We start from the raw sequence: 14,013 nt of genomic DNA, 5'->3' as shown, positions 1-14,013 counted from the left end.
GCCTGCACCTCGCTGGGGCCCATAGCTCAGTTGGTTAGAGCGCGTCGCTGATAACGACGAGGTCGCTGGTTCAAATCCAGCTGGGCCCACCCTCACGGTGCAACCCCACCGACACGAACGGCCCCGGAGCTCTGTGCTCCGGGGCCGTCGTCGTGCGGGGGTGCTAGCCGGAGAAGGTCGCGGCGTGCTCGGAGCCCTTGCGCTGGGCCTCCCAGGCCTCCACGACGTTGTTCGGCACGCGGCCGCGGTCGGACACCTCGAAGCCCTGGGCCTTGGCCCACTCGCGGATCTGCTTCGAGGTCTCGCGGTCGTAGCCGCCGGGGGACGTCGCCCGCGGGGTGCCGGTGCCGGCACCGGAGCGGCGACGCCCGCCGCCGTTCGACCGGCGGCCGCCGGTGCGGCGCGCGGCGGCGACGTACTCGGCGAGCGCGTCGCGCAGTCGCGCGCTGTTCTTGTCGTCGAGGTCGATCTCGTAGGTCACGCCGTCGAGAGCGAACTCGACCGTCGTGATGTCCTCGGCCTCCTCGCCGGTCAGGTCGTCGACCAGGGTGACGATGGTCTTCTGTGCCATGGCTGGCGTGACTCCTCACTACATCATCGAACCGATGAGGTGCCGTCTATTCGTTGCGCGGAGAGATTAGCAAAGAATGGACGGGGTGTTCGACGGGAGGGAGTTCCGTGCTGCGAACGTCACGCCGTGGGGGACAAATGCGCGATCAGACCGCTCAACCCGCTCCCGAACACATCCTCGGCGAACAACGCGCTGAGCCGTTCGGCGTCCGCGAGGTCGCAGTCGAAGAGCACCGACCAGGCGACGAAGGATTCGCCGGTCGAGGTCACCGGGTGGACGCGGATGGTCGAGCGGTAGTCGCGGACGGGGAACGGACATTCGAGGATCGCGTAGGTCAGGCGTCGTTCCCGGTCGTCGCGGGCGACGAGGCTCTCGCGCACGATCCCGCCGTCGCCGAGCGTGAGTCGGCGCACCGCGCCCACCTGGTCGGTGCGCGGGTCACCCTCGAGCTCGCTGACCGAGATCGCGGGGTGCCAGGTGGGGAGTCCGTCGAAATCGCGGACCACCCGCCACACGGTGTCGGGGTCGGCGGGGACGACGGCGCTGGCGAGAACGTCGGGCACGGGGATCCTCCTGGTCAGTGGTCGTTCGGGCGGAGCTCGACGAAGGCCCGGGTCGTGGCGGTGAGGGCCTGCTCGGTGGGGAGGCGCTCCATGCTGCTGGCGCCGTAGAAGCCGTGGCAGGCGCGCGTGCGCGAGAGCACGTAGGCGGCGTCGTCCGGGGACGACACCGGTCCGCCGTGCACGAGCACGAGGACGTCGTCGCGCACCGAGCGTGCCGCCTCGGCCCATTCGTCGACGAGTGCGACGCAGTCGTCGAGCGATTTCGCGGTCTGCGCGCCGATCGTCCCGCCGGTGGTCAGTCCCATGTGGCACACCACGATGTCGGCGCCGGCCTGGGTCATGGCCCGGGCGTCGTCGACCGAGAAGACATAGGGCGTGGTGAGGAGATCCTCGTCGTGCGCGGCGGCGATGAGTTCGACCTCACGGTCGAACCCCATCCCGGTCTCCTCGAGATTCACCCGGAAGGTGCCGTCGATGAGGCCGACGGTCGGAAAGTTCTGCACGCCCGCGAAGCCGAGCTCGCGCAGCTCGCGCAGGAAGCGGGGACGGATGAGGAACGGATCGGTGCCGTTCACGCCGGCGAGCACCGGGGTGTGGCGCACCACCGGGATGACCTCGCGCGCCATCTCCACCACGATGTCGTTGGCGTTGCCGTAGGCGAGCAATCCGGCGAGCGACCCGCGCCCGGCCATGCGATAGCGGCCGGAATTGTAGATGACGATGAGGTCGATCCCGCCCTCCTCCTCGCAGCGCGCGGACAGGCCGGTGCCGGCCCCACCGCCGACGATCGGCTCGCCACGGTCGACCTTGGCGCGCAGTCGCTCCAGGATCTCGGCGCGGGTCACGGGCGTCCTCCGGTGATCTCCTCGAGGGCGGCGACGAGGGTCGCGGCGAACTCGGGGTCGTTGACGTGGTGCGGGCTCTCGACGATGCGGTGCTCGTCGTCGGTGCGCACGCGCTCGCGCAGGGTGTCGAACAGGGCGGCGTCCGCCTCGGCGTCGGCGAAGGGCATCCCGGGCGCGTCGAGGGCCGAGACGCCGCCGAGCGGGAGCACGAGGCGCACCGGGCCCGGGCAGGCGTTGAGCCGGTCGGCGAGGAACGCCGCGGCCGCGCGGTTCTCCTCGGGCGTCGTACGCATGAGCGTCACCTGCGCGTTGTGCTCGTAGAGGGTCCGGCCGCGGAACCGCTCCGGGACGGTGTCGGGTGCGCCGAAGTTGACCATGTCCAGGGCCCCGACCGATCCGACCCACGGGACGCCGGTGCGCGCGACCGCGCCGAGGCGGTCCTCGGTGGCCGCCATGACGCCGCCGACGACGAGGTCGGCGATCTCGGTGGTGCTCACGTCGACGACGGCCTCGACGAGCCGGTCGTCGACGAGCTTCTCCATCGCGCGCCCGCCCGTGCCGGTCGCGTGGAAGACCAGGCAGTCCCACCGGTCGCCGAGCGCCTCGGTGACCGAGGTGACGCACGGCGTCGTGACCCCGAACATCGTCAGCCCCAGCGCCGGCTTGTCCTGCGCTGCCGGCGGTGCCGTGCCGATCATCCCGCCGAGGGCGTGCGCGGCGTTGCCGAGCACGCGGCGGCTGATGCGGTTGAGCCCGGCGACGTCGGTGACCGAGTACATGAGCGTCAGGTCCACCGAGCCGACGTACGGCGCGACGTTGCCCGAGGCCACCGTCGACACCACGATCTTCGGCACCCCCACCGGCAGGCGCTGCAGCGCGGGCGTCACGAGCGCGGTGCCGCCCGACCCGCCGAGCGCGAGCACGCCGGCGAGGTCGTCGCGCGCGGGGAGCCAGCGCTCGAGCGCCGCGCTCATGGCGCCCACCGAGCTGCCGCGGTCCCCGGTGAACGCCTCGGCACCGGCGACGTCGCGGGGACCGACGTCGGCGGTGCTCCCGTCCGGGTCGCTGGTGCCCACGTCCACGGTGGTCACCGCGTGCCCCGCGTCCCGCAGGAGCCCGGCGACGTACCGCAGCTCCTCGCCCTTCGTGTCGAACGTGCCCACCACGTAGGCACGACCCGCCCCGGCCATCCGAGCTCCCGTCCACGACGCCGTCGTCCGCCGGGGGAAGTCCTATCGTCCGGAGCCGGTCGTGCGCGACGGCCGGAGCCGATCTCGCCCTGCGGTACCGTGGTCACGTCGTCGATCGGGAGGATTGCGGTGAAGACGATCGTGGCGCTCGCGGCGGCAGCCGGAGCCGTCCTCCTGCTGCGGCGCCAGCGGGACCGCCCGGCCAAGGAGGTCTGGCGCGACGCGACGAGCCCGTCGACGTCCTGAACGACCCCCACGGGGACGTAGCTCAATTGGCAGAGCACCGCCTTTGCAAGGCGGGGGTTGAGGGTTCGATTCCCTTCGTCTCCACCCACTGTGACCTGCTAGAACTTTAGTCCGACTGAGCGAACCTCGGCTGACGTGACACGGTTCGTGACGCGAGTCGCCCTAGCTTCCGTGTCATGGCGAAGGCCAAGAGCCCCCGCAAGCGCGATCGCGGCACCATCGACGAGCTCCCCAGCGGAGCACTTCGTGTACGGGTCTACGCCGGGCAGGACCCGGTCACGAAGCGTCGGCACGACCTGATCGAGGTCGTGCCGGCCGGCCCGAAGGTGTGGGACCGGGCCGAGGAGGTCCGGCAGAGGTTCCTCGCCGACATCCGGAAGAGGCGCAATCCGCGGACGACAGCCACCGTCAACCAGCTGCTCGACCGCTACCTCGATCAGCACACCGGCGGCCGTCGCACGGTCGAGGGCTACCGGGAGTACGTCGACAAGCACGTCCGTCCGTTCATCGGCACGTCGAAGGTCGGCGCGATCGACGCCGAGATCCTGGACTCGCTCTACGCTGAGATGCGGCGGTGCCGCGAGCACTGCCGCGAACGCCGCGGCGTGGACCACCGGACCTCGTTTCCCCACGAGTGCGACGCGCGATGTCGACCGCACCGATGCCGGCCCCTCGGCGACGCCACCATCCGCAAGATTCACTACGTCCTTAGCGGCGCCTACAAGCGCGCGGTGCGCTGGCGCTGGGTGGCCCTCAGCCCGATGGCCCAAGCCGAGCCGCCTCCGGTCCCGGCGCCGGACCCGCAGCCGCCCACCCCCGAGGAGGCGGCGCGGCTCGTCGCCGAGGCGTGGCGCCGCGACCCCGACTGGGGGATGTTCGTCTGGCTGACGATGGTGACCGGAGCTCGCCGCGGCGAGGTGTGTGGACTGCGCTGGCAACACGTCGACCTCGAGCGAGGTGTGATCACCATCCGGCGCGCGATCGCCCAGGTCGCAAGCGAGACCGAAGAGAAGGACACCAAGACCCACCAGCGCCGCCACGTGACGATCGACCCGAGCACGATCGAGGCCCTCGCCGAGCACCGCAATCGGTGGGAGGAGCGCTGCTCCGCCCTCGAGCTCGAGCTGTCGACGGACGCCTTCGTCTTCTCGCCCTCACCGACGGGGTCGCACCACCTGACGCCCTCGTCGGTCACCCAGCGGTACAGCAAGATGGCCGACCGGCTCGGCATCGACACCCACCTCCACAACCTCCGGCACTACTCGGCGACCGAGCTCATCGCCGGCGGCGTCGACGTCCGCACCGTCGCCGGCCGTCTCGGTCACGGAGGCGGAGGCACCACCACGCTCCGGGTCTACGCGGCCTGGGTCGCCGAGGCCGACCAGCGCGCTGCACGGGGACTGGCCGACCGGCTGCCCGAGAGGCCAGCGATCGCCGAGGTCGACGACGTCGAGCGTGCGAAGACGGACCCGAGCTATCCCTTCGAGCGTCTGGCCGTTGCCTTGCGCGACCGCATCGGAGCTGGCGAGTGGCCCATCGGCGCTCAACTACCGACCGGCAAGCGACTGGGCTCCGAGAACGGGGTGTCAACCGCGACCGCTCAACGCGCGGTGACACTCCTTCAGGCGTGGGGGCTCGTGCAGGTCAGCCGTGGACGCCGGCCCGAGGTGATCGCCGGGTTCGCGGAGAGTGAGAGCGGTCGCGGCCGAGTAAGCGGGTGATCTCAGCTCCAACCGCGCGCGACGGCCCAGAGACTGAGTCCCCTTCCCTGCTGGCGGAGAACTCGCCACGTTCTGATAGCGCGCATGCAGCGGCACGGTGCCGTGCATACCCGTGACTGTCCATCGAACAAAGTTCGACCGGCTCCCCTGTCAGCTCCTCGACGTTCGAACAGCTTGCTCCGCCCAGGCCAATAACTGCCCGCGTCCTCGGTGACCTCATCGGGGCGCGTACATGATCACGCCGACCCCGACCAGGCAGACCGCGGCGCCGAGGAGATCGAACCGGTCGGGTCGGTAGCCGTCGAGCGCCATGCCCCAGGCCAGCGATCCCGCAACGAAGACACCGCCGTACGCGGCGAGGATGCGCCCGAACTGCGCGTCGGGCTGGAACGCGGCGGCGAAGCCGTAGAGCCCGAGCGCGACGATGCCGAGCGCGGCCCACCACCAGGCCCGACCTTCCCGGACGGCCTGCCACACGAGCCAGGCGCCGCCGATCTCGAACACTGCGGCGACGACGAACAGGGCGATGGACCGCAGGGTCACGCGTCGGGCTCCCCGAACAGCTCGTGGACCAGGACGAGGGCGTCCGCGGGTGCACGGACTTCCATGGTGGGTGGGTCGGCGAAGCGGAGGGTGATGTCGAAGAAGGCGCAGCAACCGGACTCGGCAGCGGCCAGCTCGGCGAGCTCGCCGAGGCGGGCGCGCGCAGGATCGAAGCCCAGCCGCACGCCGCCGTCGATCGCCGTCCTCGTCGTGACCGACTCGAGCGCGGAGTGCCACCGCTGCGAGCGCTCGGCGCGGTCGGCACCGGTCAGCGTGCACGCGATGGGCTGATCGTCGGACGGGGCGAGCGGCAGCTCCCGCAGCGCGGTCGTCCGGCGCTCCTGGCCGAGGAACGCGCACGAGGGGTCGCACGGTCCGTCGCGGTCGATGGCCGCAAGCTGGTGGCGGGCCCGCTGCAGCCGAGCGGCGAAGTCGCGGAGCGCACCGATGCGCTCCTCTGTGTCGGCGAGGTGGCGCTCGAGCAGGGGGTCCAGCTCGCCCTGCACGTCGGTGCACAGGCCGTGCTCCCAAGGGTCGAGCAGGCGGCGGATCTCGGGCAGCGGTAGGCCCAGGCTCTTGGCCGTGCCGATGAACGCGAGGCGCTCGACGGCGGTGTCGTCGTAGAGGCGGTAGCCCGACTCCGACCGTCGGGCCGGGAGCAGCCCTTCGGTGTCGTAGTAGCGCACGGTGCTGGCCGGCACGCCAGTGCGACCCGCGAGCTCGGAGACCTTCAAGCCGTCCACGTCGGCGACGGTAAACCCGGAAGTCGACTCGAAGGTCAAGCGACCGCGGCGACGACCGCGACAGCCCTGCGAGGGCGCACGCTGGCGAGCTGCGGAACCTCCATGTCAGCGGCTCTCCACGCCCGGAGTTGCCGCGACCCTGGAGGCGAGGGCCGGGACTAGCCTCTCCGACGTGTCGACGTACCGGATCTCTGAGGCGGCGAAGCTGCTCGGTGGCAGCGACGACACGATGCGTCGGCTGGTCGAGACCGAAGGCATTTCGACCACCGACGGGTCGGGTCGGCGAGTCATCGATGGCGAGGTCCTGGCCAAGCTCGCTCAGCGGCGTGCGCACCAGATCGACGATCCTTCGGATGTGCGTCGCTCGGCGCGCAACCGCCTCGTCGGTCTCGTGACCGAGGTCGTCTCGGACAAGGTGATGGCCCAGGTCGAGATGCAGTGCGGTCCGGCGCGCATCGTGTCCCTGATGAGCACCGAGGCGGTGGAGGAACTGGACCTCAAGGTCGGGGACCTGGCGGTCGCGGTGATCAAGTCGACCATGGTCACGGTCGAGACCCCATCAACGCGGAGCTCGAGTCGTCCGTCGACGCCGGAGCCATGAGCATCGCGTCACCGTGGTCCGGTTCCCTCCAGAGTGAGTTGTCGGCGGTGGTGGTCGAAGTGCTGGGTGGGGAAGGCGTAGACGTCGGCGAGGGTCATGTACGGCTTGAAGTACGGGTCCCATCGCGTGGGGTAGAACATCCCGCGGGCGAGGTCGTCGTCGGTCTCGCGGTCCAGCCGGCGGTGTAGCGCGGCGACAACCCGGTCGAAGAGCACGGTCTGTCCGCGCCGACCCAGAGTGCTGCCGCCGGCCCAGGAGCCAAGGAAGTTGGCGACGTCGAACGGAAAAGTTCCGGCGTTCAGGATCCTCGCCCAGGCTCTGCCCACGCCAGGAGGAAGCCGTCCGACGAGGCGGACGAGGTTCCCGAGCGCGCGGATGATCAGATAGCCGAGCAGCATGTGGAACAACAGTTGCTGGTTGTTCCACCGCGTGCCGCACGAGGGACGCTTCAAGCCCGCGGGCGTCGCGCGCGCATGGAGGTCGTGGAACGTCGAGCGCGCGCGTTCGAGGTCCTGGTGAACCGCGTCTCGGTCCATTCGCGCAGTGTGTGCCGAGCCGGGTCAGGGGCGCGAGGCCCGAACGATGGCCGACGAGACTCCGCTCGCGACCTCCTGGGTGGCGGTTACCGACACCGCGGAGAGTCCTGCGTCCTCGAGCTGGGCGTGATAGTTGCGGCGACTCAGGACCCCGGAGATCGCTCCCACCGACGCAGCGGCCGCCGTGACCACGGCAGGATCGACGTCGTCCTCGGCGACCAGGTCCGAGACCCCCATACGCCCGCCGGACCGCAGCACGCGGGCGATCTCGGCGAACACCGCCGGCTTGTCCGCGGACAGGTTGATCACGCAGTTGGAGATGACGACGTCGACCGAGGCGTCGGGCAGGGGGATGGCCTCGATGTGTCCGCGGAGGAACTCGACGTTGGTCGCCCCGACCTCGGCGGCGTGACCGCGGGCGAGGTCGAGCATCTCGTCGGTCATGTCCAGGCCGTAGGCGAAGCCGGTGGGCCCGACTCGGCGGGCAGAGAGCAGCACGTCCAGCCCGGCGCCGGACCCGAGGTCCAGGACCGTCTCCCCGGCGACGAGCTCGGCGACGGCGAGCGGGTTCCCGCAGCCGAGACTGGCTGCCCCCGCGCCTGCGGCTTCGGCGAGCTCGGTCGGGTCGTACGCCTGCCCGCACGTCCCGACGAGGTCGGATTCCGAGCAGCGCGGAGCCTGTCCGGCTCGGACTTGACCCGCCGCGGCGACGTAGCGGGCACGAACCCGTTCACGCGCTCCGGTCGATTCGTCGGTCGTCATGCGACGCACCCACCACCGTCGGCGGTCTTGGAGGACGGGGCGTCGGGCATCGTCGTGATGATCCCGTCGTGGCCGTAGTCCTCGGAGTCCTCCTTGACGGTGTAGACCTCCCACGGCTCGTGGCCCGGGCCCTGCACCCACACCTTGTCCTGGCGGGCGTAGCAGCAGGTGGTGTCCTCCTCGACCTGCGTGAACAGACCCAGGGTCGACAGTCTCGCGGTCGCCTCGTCGACCTCGACGGTGGACTCGACCTCGACCCCGAGGTGGTCCATCACCGTCGGGCGGTCGGCGTCGCCCTCGAGCAGCACCAGCTTCAGCGGAGGCTCGGCGACCGCGAAGTTGGCATACCCGGCCCGGCGCTTGCTCGGCTCCACCCCGAAGAGCTGCGAGTAGAAGCGGATCGAGCCCTCCAGGTCAGAGACCCGCAGGGCGAGTTGCACACGGGACATGGTGGTCTCCCTCTGGTCGCGGTTCTTGTTTCGACACCGGTCGAGGCAGCCACGATGCGCGCTGCTTCGACGGACGTCAAGGCAAGAACGTAGACCGAGAGGAGAGCCCGACATCGGTCTTGCCGACGCGTGCGGGCCCCGCTAAGACCGGGTGTACCGGTAGTCGGCGCGGGCGGAGCGATCGTGAGCAAGAGACGTGCGCTGACCGGCGCGGTCCTGCTCGACCTCGGAGTGAGCCCGCTGTTCGGATGGGACATCTTCACCGGCGCCTTGCGCCAGGAGCTCCGGGCGAGCGACACCGCCCTGGCCGGGGTCTTCTCGGTCGGCCTGGTCGCGTTCATGGGTGCCGTCGTCATCGGCGGCCGGTTCGCCGATCGCGTGCCTCCCCGCCGGCTCGCTGCGGTTGCTGCCGTGGGTGCGGTCGTGGGCCTGCTCGGAAGTGCCGTGGCGACCTCCGTGGTGCTGATGATGCTCGCCTTCGGCGTCCTGGTCGGTGCCTCGTCAGGACTCGGCTACGCCACCGCGGTCCGGGTGGCCGGCACCGTCACGACCGGGCGCGGCCTTGCACTCGGCCTCGTGGTCAGCGCCTACGCGGTCGGTACGGCGGTCCTCGCGCCCGTCGCTTCGGCGCTGTTGGCGTCTGTCGGTCGCGGTGCGACGTTCGCGTTGCTAGCGGCCGTGCTCGGGGGCCTCCTACTGGTTGCTGCCGTCCTCGTCCCTGGTGATGCTCCGGAGCGCAGGACACGGGCCGGAGCAAGCGACGGAGGCCGCCGTCTTCGGGCACCCGTCGTCGCGCTCTGGTTGGCCTTCGGCCTGGGTAGCGCGCCAGCGCTCGCTGCGTTCGCGCAGGCCGGGCAGCTCGCCGGTGCCGCCGCGGCGGTGGCGCTCGCGGTGACGCTCCTCAACGTCGGCAACTTTGCCGGGCGCCTGATCGCCGGACCGCTCTCCGACCGCATCGGGCGACCGGCGACACTCCACGGAAATGCCGCCCTGTTGGTGTTGGCCTGCCTCCCGCTCGCCTTCGGTGCCGGCGGCCCAGTCGTCCTAGCGGCGCTGCTCGTCCTCGGACTGCAGTACGGCGCCCTCTCCACCCTCACCCCGGCCGCCACCGCCGACGTGGTCTCTCCCGAGCGCTTCGGCACCACCTTCGGGCTGGTCTTCACCGGCTGGGGTCTCGCGGGACTGCTCGCTCCGGTGAGTGCCGCCGCGCTGGCTCCTGCCGTCGGCTTCGAGGGCGTCTACCTCGGCTTCGTCGTGGTCGCACTCGTCGCTTGGGCGTGCGTCGGCGCCTTCACCACGATGACCGGATCACGCCTGCGCGAACGCGCGTAGCGCCGCGCCTACCTCTGACCGTCGTCGGCTCGCCGTCGCTCGAGGAACACGGTGTCGCGCCAGACACCGTGGTGGCGACCAATGCGCTCGCGCACGCCGAGCGTGCGGAAGCCGGCCGAGTGGTGCAGGGCGATGCTCGCGCGGTTCTCGGGGAAGACCGAGGTCTGCAGGGTCCAGAGGCCCGCGGTGTCGGCGGCGGTGACCTGGCGGTGAATCAGGGCTCGGCCGACGCCACGGCCCCGGTAGCCCTCGGCGACGTACACCGAGGTCTCGGCGACGCCGGCGTAGACGGTGCGGGCCGAGGTGGGGTTGGCCGCAGCCCACCCCACGACGAGGCCATCGATCTCCGCGACCCAGCGGTGATCCGGCAGCCACTTCTCGTCGAGGGCGTCGTTGTCGGGGACCTCGATCTCGAAGGTGGCGTTCCCGGTAGCGATGCCCTCGCCGTAGATCCGGCGCACGGCGTCCCAGTCACGGTCCTCAAGTGCGCGGACGTCGACTTCCTCGGGCAGGTCCTCGGGGCAGCACGGACGCGGCGCGAGCAGGCCCATGACCGCGTCGGCGGCGTGCGGCAGCCCGACACAGCAGGCCGCGTTGACCGCGACGTGCGTCGCGGTGCCCTCCCGGCGCAGGACCACGAAGCCGGTGTCGGCGAGCTTGCGCAGGTGGTGCGAGCACGTGCCCTGGCTGATACCGGTCAGCTCCGCCAGTCGCCCGACGGTGACCGGGCCGGTCGCGGTGGCGACGGCATGCAAGAGCCGGACCCGGACCGGCTCGGCGAGGCAGGCGAACCAGCTCGCATAGGTCGCTGCGTCGGCAGCCGGCAGCTGCGTCGGCTCCCCGGCAGCCGGAGCGATCAGGGGCAGGCTCGCGCTCACATGGTGGAGTCTATCGATCCGCATCGATGGTTGCATCCATTGATGTGCGTCGATACTGTTCCCGCCGTTCGATCGAAGCACGTCGATGGAGGACGCGGGATGGACGGGACGACACTGCCGGTCGTGGTGATCGGCGCGGGCCCGGTGGGACTGGCCGCCGCTGCGGAGCTTTTCGAGCAGGGCCTGGAGCCGCTGGTGCTCGAGGCGGGGGAGCAGGTGGGCGCGTCGGTTCGGGAGTGGGGCCACGTGCGCCTGTTCTCGCCGTGGGAGTGGGTGGTCGACCCGGCCGCCCAGCGTCTCCTCGAGCAGACCGGCTGGACGTCGCCGGACCCGGAGCAGTACCCCACGGGCGACGAGTGGGTCGACCGGTACCTCGCGCCGCTCGCGGACGCCTTGGGCTCGCGGGTCCGGACCGATACACGCGTGGTCGGGGTGACCCGGCGCGGTCGCGACCGCGTGGTCGACGCCGGGCGTGACACCGAGCCGCTGGTCGTGCACGTCGGCACCGGGTCCGGGGAGCAGCGCCTGCCGGCGCGCGCGGTGATCGACGCGTCCGGCACGTGGACGTCGGCCAATCCGCTCGGTGGCGACGGGCTGCCCGCGATCGGGGAGCGCGCCGCGGCCGAGCACATCAGGTCCGTGGTGCCCGAACTGACCGACCCCGCGCAGCGGAAGCGCTACGCGGGCAAGCACGTGGTGGTGGCCGGCTCCGGGCACTCGGCGCTGACCGCGTTGGCCGGGCTCGCCGAGCTAGTGCGCCGCGAGCCGGGCACGCGGGTGTCGTGGCTGCTGCGGCGCCCAGGCTTCGGGCAGGTGTTCGGCGGCGGCGACACCGACCAGCTCCCGGCCCGCGGCGCGCTGGGCCTGCGTGCTCAGGAAGCAGTGCAGGCCGGCGTCGTGTCCGCGGTGTTCGGGTTCCGTACCGAGCACGTCGAGCAGGGCAGCGACGGCCGGCTCAAGCTGGTCTCCGACGACGACGCCCGGGTCGAGGACGTCGACGAGGTCGTCGTCGTGACCGGCTTCCGCCCCGACCTGTCGTGGCTCTCGGAGGTCCGCCTCGACCTCGATCCGACGCTGCAGGCCCCGGCGCGCCTGGCGCCCCTGGTCGACCCCAACGTCCACTCGTGCGGCACGGTCTACCCGCACGGCGCCGCGGAGCTCGCCCAGCCCGAGCCCGGGCTGTACCTGGCCGGCATGAAGTCCTACGGACGCGCGCCGACCTTCCTCGCGCGCACCGGCTACGAGCAGGTCCGCTCGATCGCTGCCGAACTCGCCGGCGACCACGAGGCCGCCGCCCGCGTCGAGCTGATCCTCAACGAGACCGGGGTGTGCGGCGGCGCAGGACTGTTCGACGCCGACACCCCCGCCGCCGAGGTCGCCGAGACCGGTGCCGCCAGCGGCTGCTGCGGCGCTCCCTCCGAGGAGCCGGTCGGCGCTGCGGGTGCCCGCGCCTGAGCACGGTCCGGCCGCTTCCCTCGCCGACGAGCGGGAGGAGCGGCCGGACCGGCCGGGGCAGCTGACGTCAACTGGTCGATGGCGGGTCCTGGTGGTCCTCTGCGTCACCGAGATCACCAGCTGGGGCGTCCTCTACTACGCGTTCCCGGTGCTCGCGCCCACGCTGGCCCGCGACACCGGGTGGTCCGTCAGCACCGTCACCGCTGCCTTCTCCGGCGGGCTCGTCGTCTCGGCGCTGGTCGGTATCCCGGTCGGCCGACTGCTCGACCGCCACGGTCCGCGCTGGATCATGACCGCCGGCTCGGTCGTCGCCGTCCCCGCGACCGTGGCCATCGCCGCGGCCGGGTCGTTGCCTTGGTTCTTCGCCGCGTGGCTGCTCGCCGGCGTCGCCCAGGCCGCCACGTTCTACCCGCCGGCGTTCGCCGCATTGACGCGGTGGTGGGGACGCGATCGTGTCCGAGCGCTGACCGGGCTCACGCTGATCGCCGGGCTGGCCAGCACCGTGTTCGCACCGCTGACCGCCGCCCTTCTCGAGCCGTTCGGCTGGCGCGGGACCTACCTCGTGCTCGCCGTGGTGCTCGGCGCCGTCACGATCCCCGCGCACCTGTTCGGCCTGCGCGGACCGTGGCCTGAGGCGACCGAGGAGGTGGCGACCGACGAGCCGTCGAGGACCGGCGTCGACGAGGACCCCGCGAAGATCGTGCGTAGCCGCGCGTTCGTGATGCTGGGTGCCTCCGTCTTCCTCGGCGCGTTCTGCTCGTTCGCGGTCACTGTCAACCAGGTGCCTCTTCTCATCGAGCGAGGCATGTCGGTGAGCCTCGCCGCCTGGGCGCTCGGGCTCGGGGGTGTGGGACAGGTCCTGGGCCGCCTCGGCTACTCGACCTTGATACGGCGCCTGGGTGTCCGCGCTCGCGCGACGACCATCCTCGGATTGCTTGCCGTGACCAGCGCCGTGCTCGCCATCCTGCCCGGGCCGCCCGGCTTGCTGGTGGCCGCGGCGATGGCGGCCGGGGCCGCCCGCGGCGTATTCACCCTGCTTCAGGCGACCGCGTTGTCCGATCGCTGGCATCCGCGGTTCTACGGCCGACTCAATGGCCTGCTCTCCGCGCCCACGATGATCGCGGTCGCGATCTCACCGTGGGCCGGCAGTGCGATGGCGGAGGTGTTCGGCGGCTATCCGCCAGTGTTCGCCGCGTTGGCCGCGGCCGGGTTGCTGGCGGCCGGTCTGGCGCTCGGGTCGGTGCCCACGTCCTCGACGTCCGACAGTCGACGTCAGCAGCAGTAGGACCAGCACCGGCCCTGGTCGTCGCAGTCTGTGCAGTAGCAGCCGCCCGGCGGAGGCAACGTCGGCGGCTCCGGCTCGATGGGTTCGGAGAAGCCGATCTCGCCGATCCACTCAGAAGTGCCTGGCTGCTCGCCAGCGTCGAGCGGTCCGAGTCGCATCTGGTAGACCCGGAGGTCCAGACCGCGAGCCCGCAAGATCGCATTGATCTCGGCGCCAACGCCGTCCAGACCTCTCAGATTCGACCGCTGCTCCTCGCTCAGTTCCTGAGCTGGGATTTCCGGACGCATGGTTCC

Annotated in this window: 17 protein-coding genes and 2 tRNA genes; 8 read left to right on the top strand and 11 right to left on the bottom strand. The window is 71.4% G+C overall.

Annotated features, from left to right (window positions below; all coding sequences use genetic code 11):
* The first annotated feature begins 15 nt into the window (after window positions 1–15).
* Window positions 16–89: transfer RNA gene (locus tag ACFPK1_RS01160), tRNA-Ile, on the top strand.
* 74 nt (window positions 90–163) lie between these two features.
* Here the strand turns inward: ACFPK1_RS01160 and ACFPK1_RS01155 are convergent.
* The 4 genes from ACFPK1_RS01155 to ACFPK1_RS01140 all read right to left on the bottom strand — a co-directional run bounded on the left by ACFPK1_RS01155 (window position 164) and on the right by ACFPK1_RS01140 (window position 3,169).
* Window positions 164–571 (bottom strand): histone-like nucleoid-structuring protein Lsr2, encoded by a 408-nt coding sequence (locus ACFPK1_RS01155; RefSeq protein WP_274283136.1) that lies wholly within the window; start codon window positions 569–571, stop codon window positions 164–166.
* A gap of 119 nt (window positions 572–690) precedes the next feature.
* Window positions 691–1,134, bottom strand: a complete 444-nt coding sequence (locus tag ACFPK1_RS01150; RefSeq protein ID WP_378019059.1) for an SRPBCC family protein — start codon at window positions 1,132–1,134, stop codon at window positions 691–693.
* A gap of 14 nt (window positions 1,135–1,148) precedes the next feature.
* Window positions 1,149–1,979: a phosphoenolpyruvate hydrolase family protein gene (locus tag ACFPK1_RS01145; protein ID WP_378019058.1), complete on the bottom strand. Its 831-nt coding sequence runs from the start codon at window positions 1,977–1,979 to the stop codon at window positions 1,149–1,151.
* Complete coding sequence (locus ACFPK1_RS01140; RefSeq protein WP_378019057.1) at window positions 1,976–3,169, bottom strand: Tm-1-like ATP-binding domain-containing protein; 1,194 nt, start codon at window positions 3,167–3,169, stop codon at window positions 1,976–1,978. Before ACFPK1_RS01140 ends, ACFPK1_RS01145 begins: the two co-directional genes overlap by 4 nt.
* A gap of 129 nt (window positions 3,170–3,298) precedes the next feature.
* Here ACFPK1_RS01140 and ACFPK1_RS01135 point away from each other — a divergent pair, with 129 nt between their 5' ends.
* From ACFPK1_RS01135 to ACFPK1_RS01125, 3 genes are all read left to right on the top strand, one after another.
* Window positions 3,299–3,415, top strand: a complete 117-nt coding sequence (locus ACFPK1_RS01135) for a DLW-39 family protein (protein ID WP_378019056.1) — start codon at window positions 3,299–3,301, stop codon at window positions 3,413–3,415.
* Window positions 3,416–3,426: 11 nt separating this feature from the next.
* A tRNA-Ala gene (locus ACFPK1_RS01130) sits at window positions 3,427–3,499 on the top strand.
* A gap of 92 nt (window positions 3,500–3,591) precedes the next feature.
* Window positions 3,592–5,136 carry a tyrosine-type recombinase/integrase gene (locus tag ACFPK1_RS01125; protein WP_378019055.1) on the top strand — a complete coding sequence of 515 codons (1,545 nt, stop codon included), beginning with the start codon at window positions 3,592–3,594 and terminating at the stop codon, window positions 5,134–5,136.
* A 216-nt stretch (window positions 5,137–5,352) separates the two neighbouring features.
* On the opposite strand, the gene ACFPK1_RS01120 is transcribed toward ACFPK1_RS01125, so the two are convergent.
* Together ACFPK1_RS01120 and ACFPK1_RS01115 are read right to left on the bottom strand one after the other, a co-directional pair.
* Window positions 5,353–5,679 carry a YnfA family protein gene (locus ACFPK1_RS01120; protein ID WP_378019054.1) on the bottom strand — a complete coding sequence of 109 codons (327 nt, stop codon included), beginning with the start codon at window positions 5,677–5,679 and terminating at the stop codon, window positions 5,353–5,355.
* A complete protein-coding gene (locus ACFPK1_RS01115) occupies window positions 5,676–6,422 on the bottom strand; it encodes a MerR family transcriptional regulator (RefSeq protein ID WP_378019053.1) in 747 nt (248 codons plus the stop codon). The genes ACFPK1_RS01120 and ACFPK1_RS01115 overlap by 4 nt, the downstream gene beginning before the upstream one ends.
* Window positions 6,423–6,651: 229 nt before the next feature.
* Here ACFPK1_RS01115 and ACFPK1_RS01110 point away from each other — a divergent pair, with 229 nt between their 5' ends.
* Complete coding sequence (locus tag ACFPK1_RS01110; RefSeq protein ID WP_378019541.1) at window positions 6,652–7,023, top strand: TOBE domain-containing protein; 372 nt, start codon at window positions 6,652–6,654, stop codon at window positions 7,021–7,023.
* 8 nt (window positions 7,024–7,031) lie between these two features.
* On the opposite strand, the gene ACFPK1_RS01105 is transcribed toward ACFPK1_RS01110, so the two are convergent.
* From ACFPK1_RS01105 to ACFPK1_RS01095, 3 genes are read right to left on the bottom strand one after another with little or no spacing between them, the layout of a single operon-like run.
* The gene (locus ACFPK1_RS01105) at window positions 7,032–7,559 is read right to left on the bottom strand and encodes a DinB family protein (RefSeq protein ID WP_378019052.1); all 528 of its coding nucleotides are present in this window, start codon (window positions 7,557–7,559) and stop codon (window positions 7,032–7,034) included.
* Between the two features lie 24 nt (window positions 7,560–7,583).
* Complete coding sequence (locus ACFPK1_RS01100) at window positions 7,584–8,321, bottom strand: methyltransferase domain-containing protein (protein WP_378019051.1); 738 nt, start codon at window positions 8,319–8,321, stop codon at window positions 7,584–7,586.
* Entirely contained in the window at window positions 8,318–8,770 is a 453-nt protein-coding gene (locus tag ACFPK1_RS01095) for an ArsI/CadI family heavy metal resistance metalloenzyme (protein ID WP_378019050.1), read from the bottom strand. The genes ACFPK1_RS01100 and ACFPK1_RS01095 overlap by 4 nt, the downstream gene beginning before the upstream one ends.
* Before the next feature lie 183 nt (window positions 8,771–8,953).
* Here ACFPK1_RS01095 and ACFPK1_RS01090 point away from each other — a divergent pair, with 183 nt between their 5' ends.
* On the top strand, window positions 8,954–10,102 hold the full coding sequence (locus tag ACFPK1_RS01090; RefSeq protein ID WP_378019049.1) for an MFS transporter: 1,149 nt from the start codon (window positions 8,954–8,956) through the stop codon (window positions 10,100–10,102).
* 8 nt (window positions 10,103–10,110) lie between these two features.
* Here the strand turns inward: ACFPK1_RS01090 and ACFPK1_RS01085 are convergent, their stop codons facing one another.
* Window positions 10,111–10,980, bottom strand: a complete 870-nt coding sequence (locus tag ACFPK1_RS01085; protein WP_378019048.1) for a helix-turn-helix domain-containing GNAT family N-acetyltransferase — start codon at window positions 10,978–10,980, stop codon at window positions 10,111–10,113.
* Between the two features lie 99 nt (window positions 10,981–11,079).
* Between ACFPK1_RS01085 and ACFPK1_RS01080 the strand changes: the two genes are divergently transcribed.
* Both ACFPK1_RS01080 and ACFPK1_RS01075 read left to right on the top strand, forming a co-directional pair.
* Window positions 11,080–12,435 (top strand): FAD-dependent oxidoreductase, encoded by a 1,356-nt coding sequence (locus ACFPK1_RS01080; RefSeq protein WP_378019047.1) that lies wholly within the window; start codon window positions 11,080–11,082, stop codon window positions 12,433–12,435.
* 91 nt (window positions 12,436–12,526) lie between these two features.
* The gene (locus tag ACFPK1_RS01075) at window positions 12,527–13,720 is read left to right on the top strand and encodes an MFS transporter (protein WP_378019046.1); all 1,194 of its coding nucleotides are present in this window, start codon (window positions 12,527–12,529) and stop codon (window positions 13,718–13,720) included.
* Here ACFPK1_RS01075 and ACFPK1_RS01070 read toward each other — a convergent pair.
* The gene (locus ACFPK1_RS01070; protein ID WP_378019045.1) at window positions 13,708–14,007 is read right to left on the bottom strand and encodes a hypothetical protein; all 300 of its coding nucleotides are present in this window, start codon (window positions 14,005–14,007) and stop codon (window positions 13,708–13,710) included. The two genes, ACFPK1_RS01075 and ACFPK1_RS01070, sit on opposite strands and share 13 nt — an antisense overlap.
* Between the last annotated feature and the right edge of the window lie 6 nt (window positions 14,008–14,013).

Source organism: Actinomycetospora rhizophila, from assembly GCF_042657905.1.
Classification (GTDB): domain Bacteria; phylum Actinomycetota; class Actinomycetes; order Mycobacteriales; family Pseudonocardiaceae; genus Actinomycetospora; species Actinomycetospora rhizophila.
The sequence above is the reverse complement of the archived record's forward strand: the minus strand, read 5'-3'. Positions and strand labels throughout refer to the sequence as shown.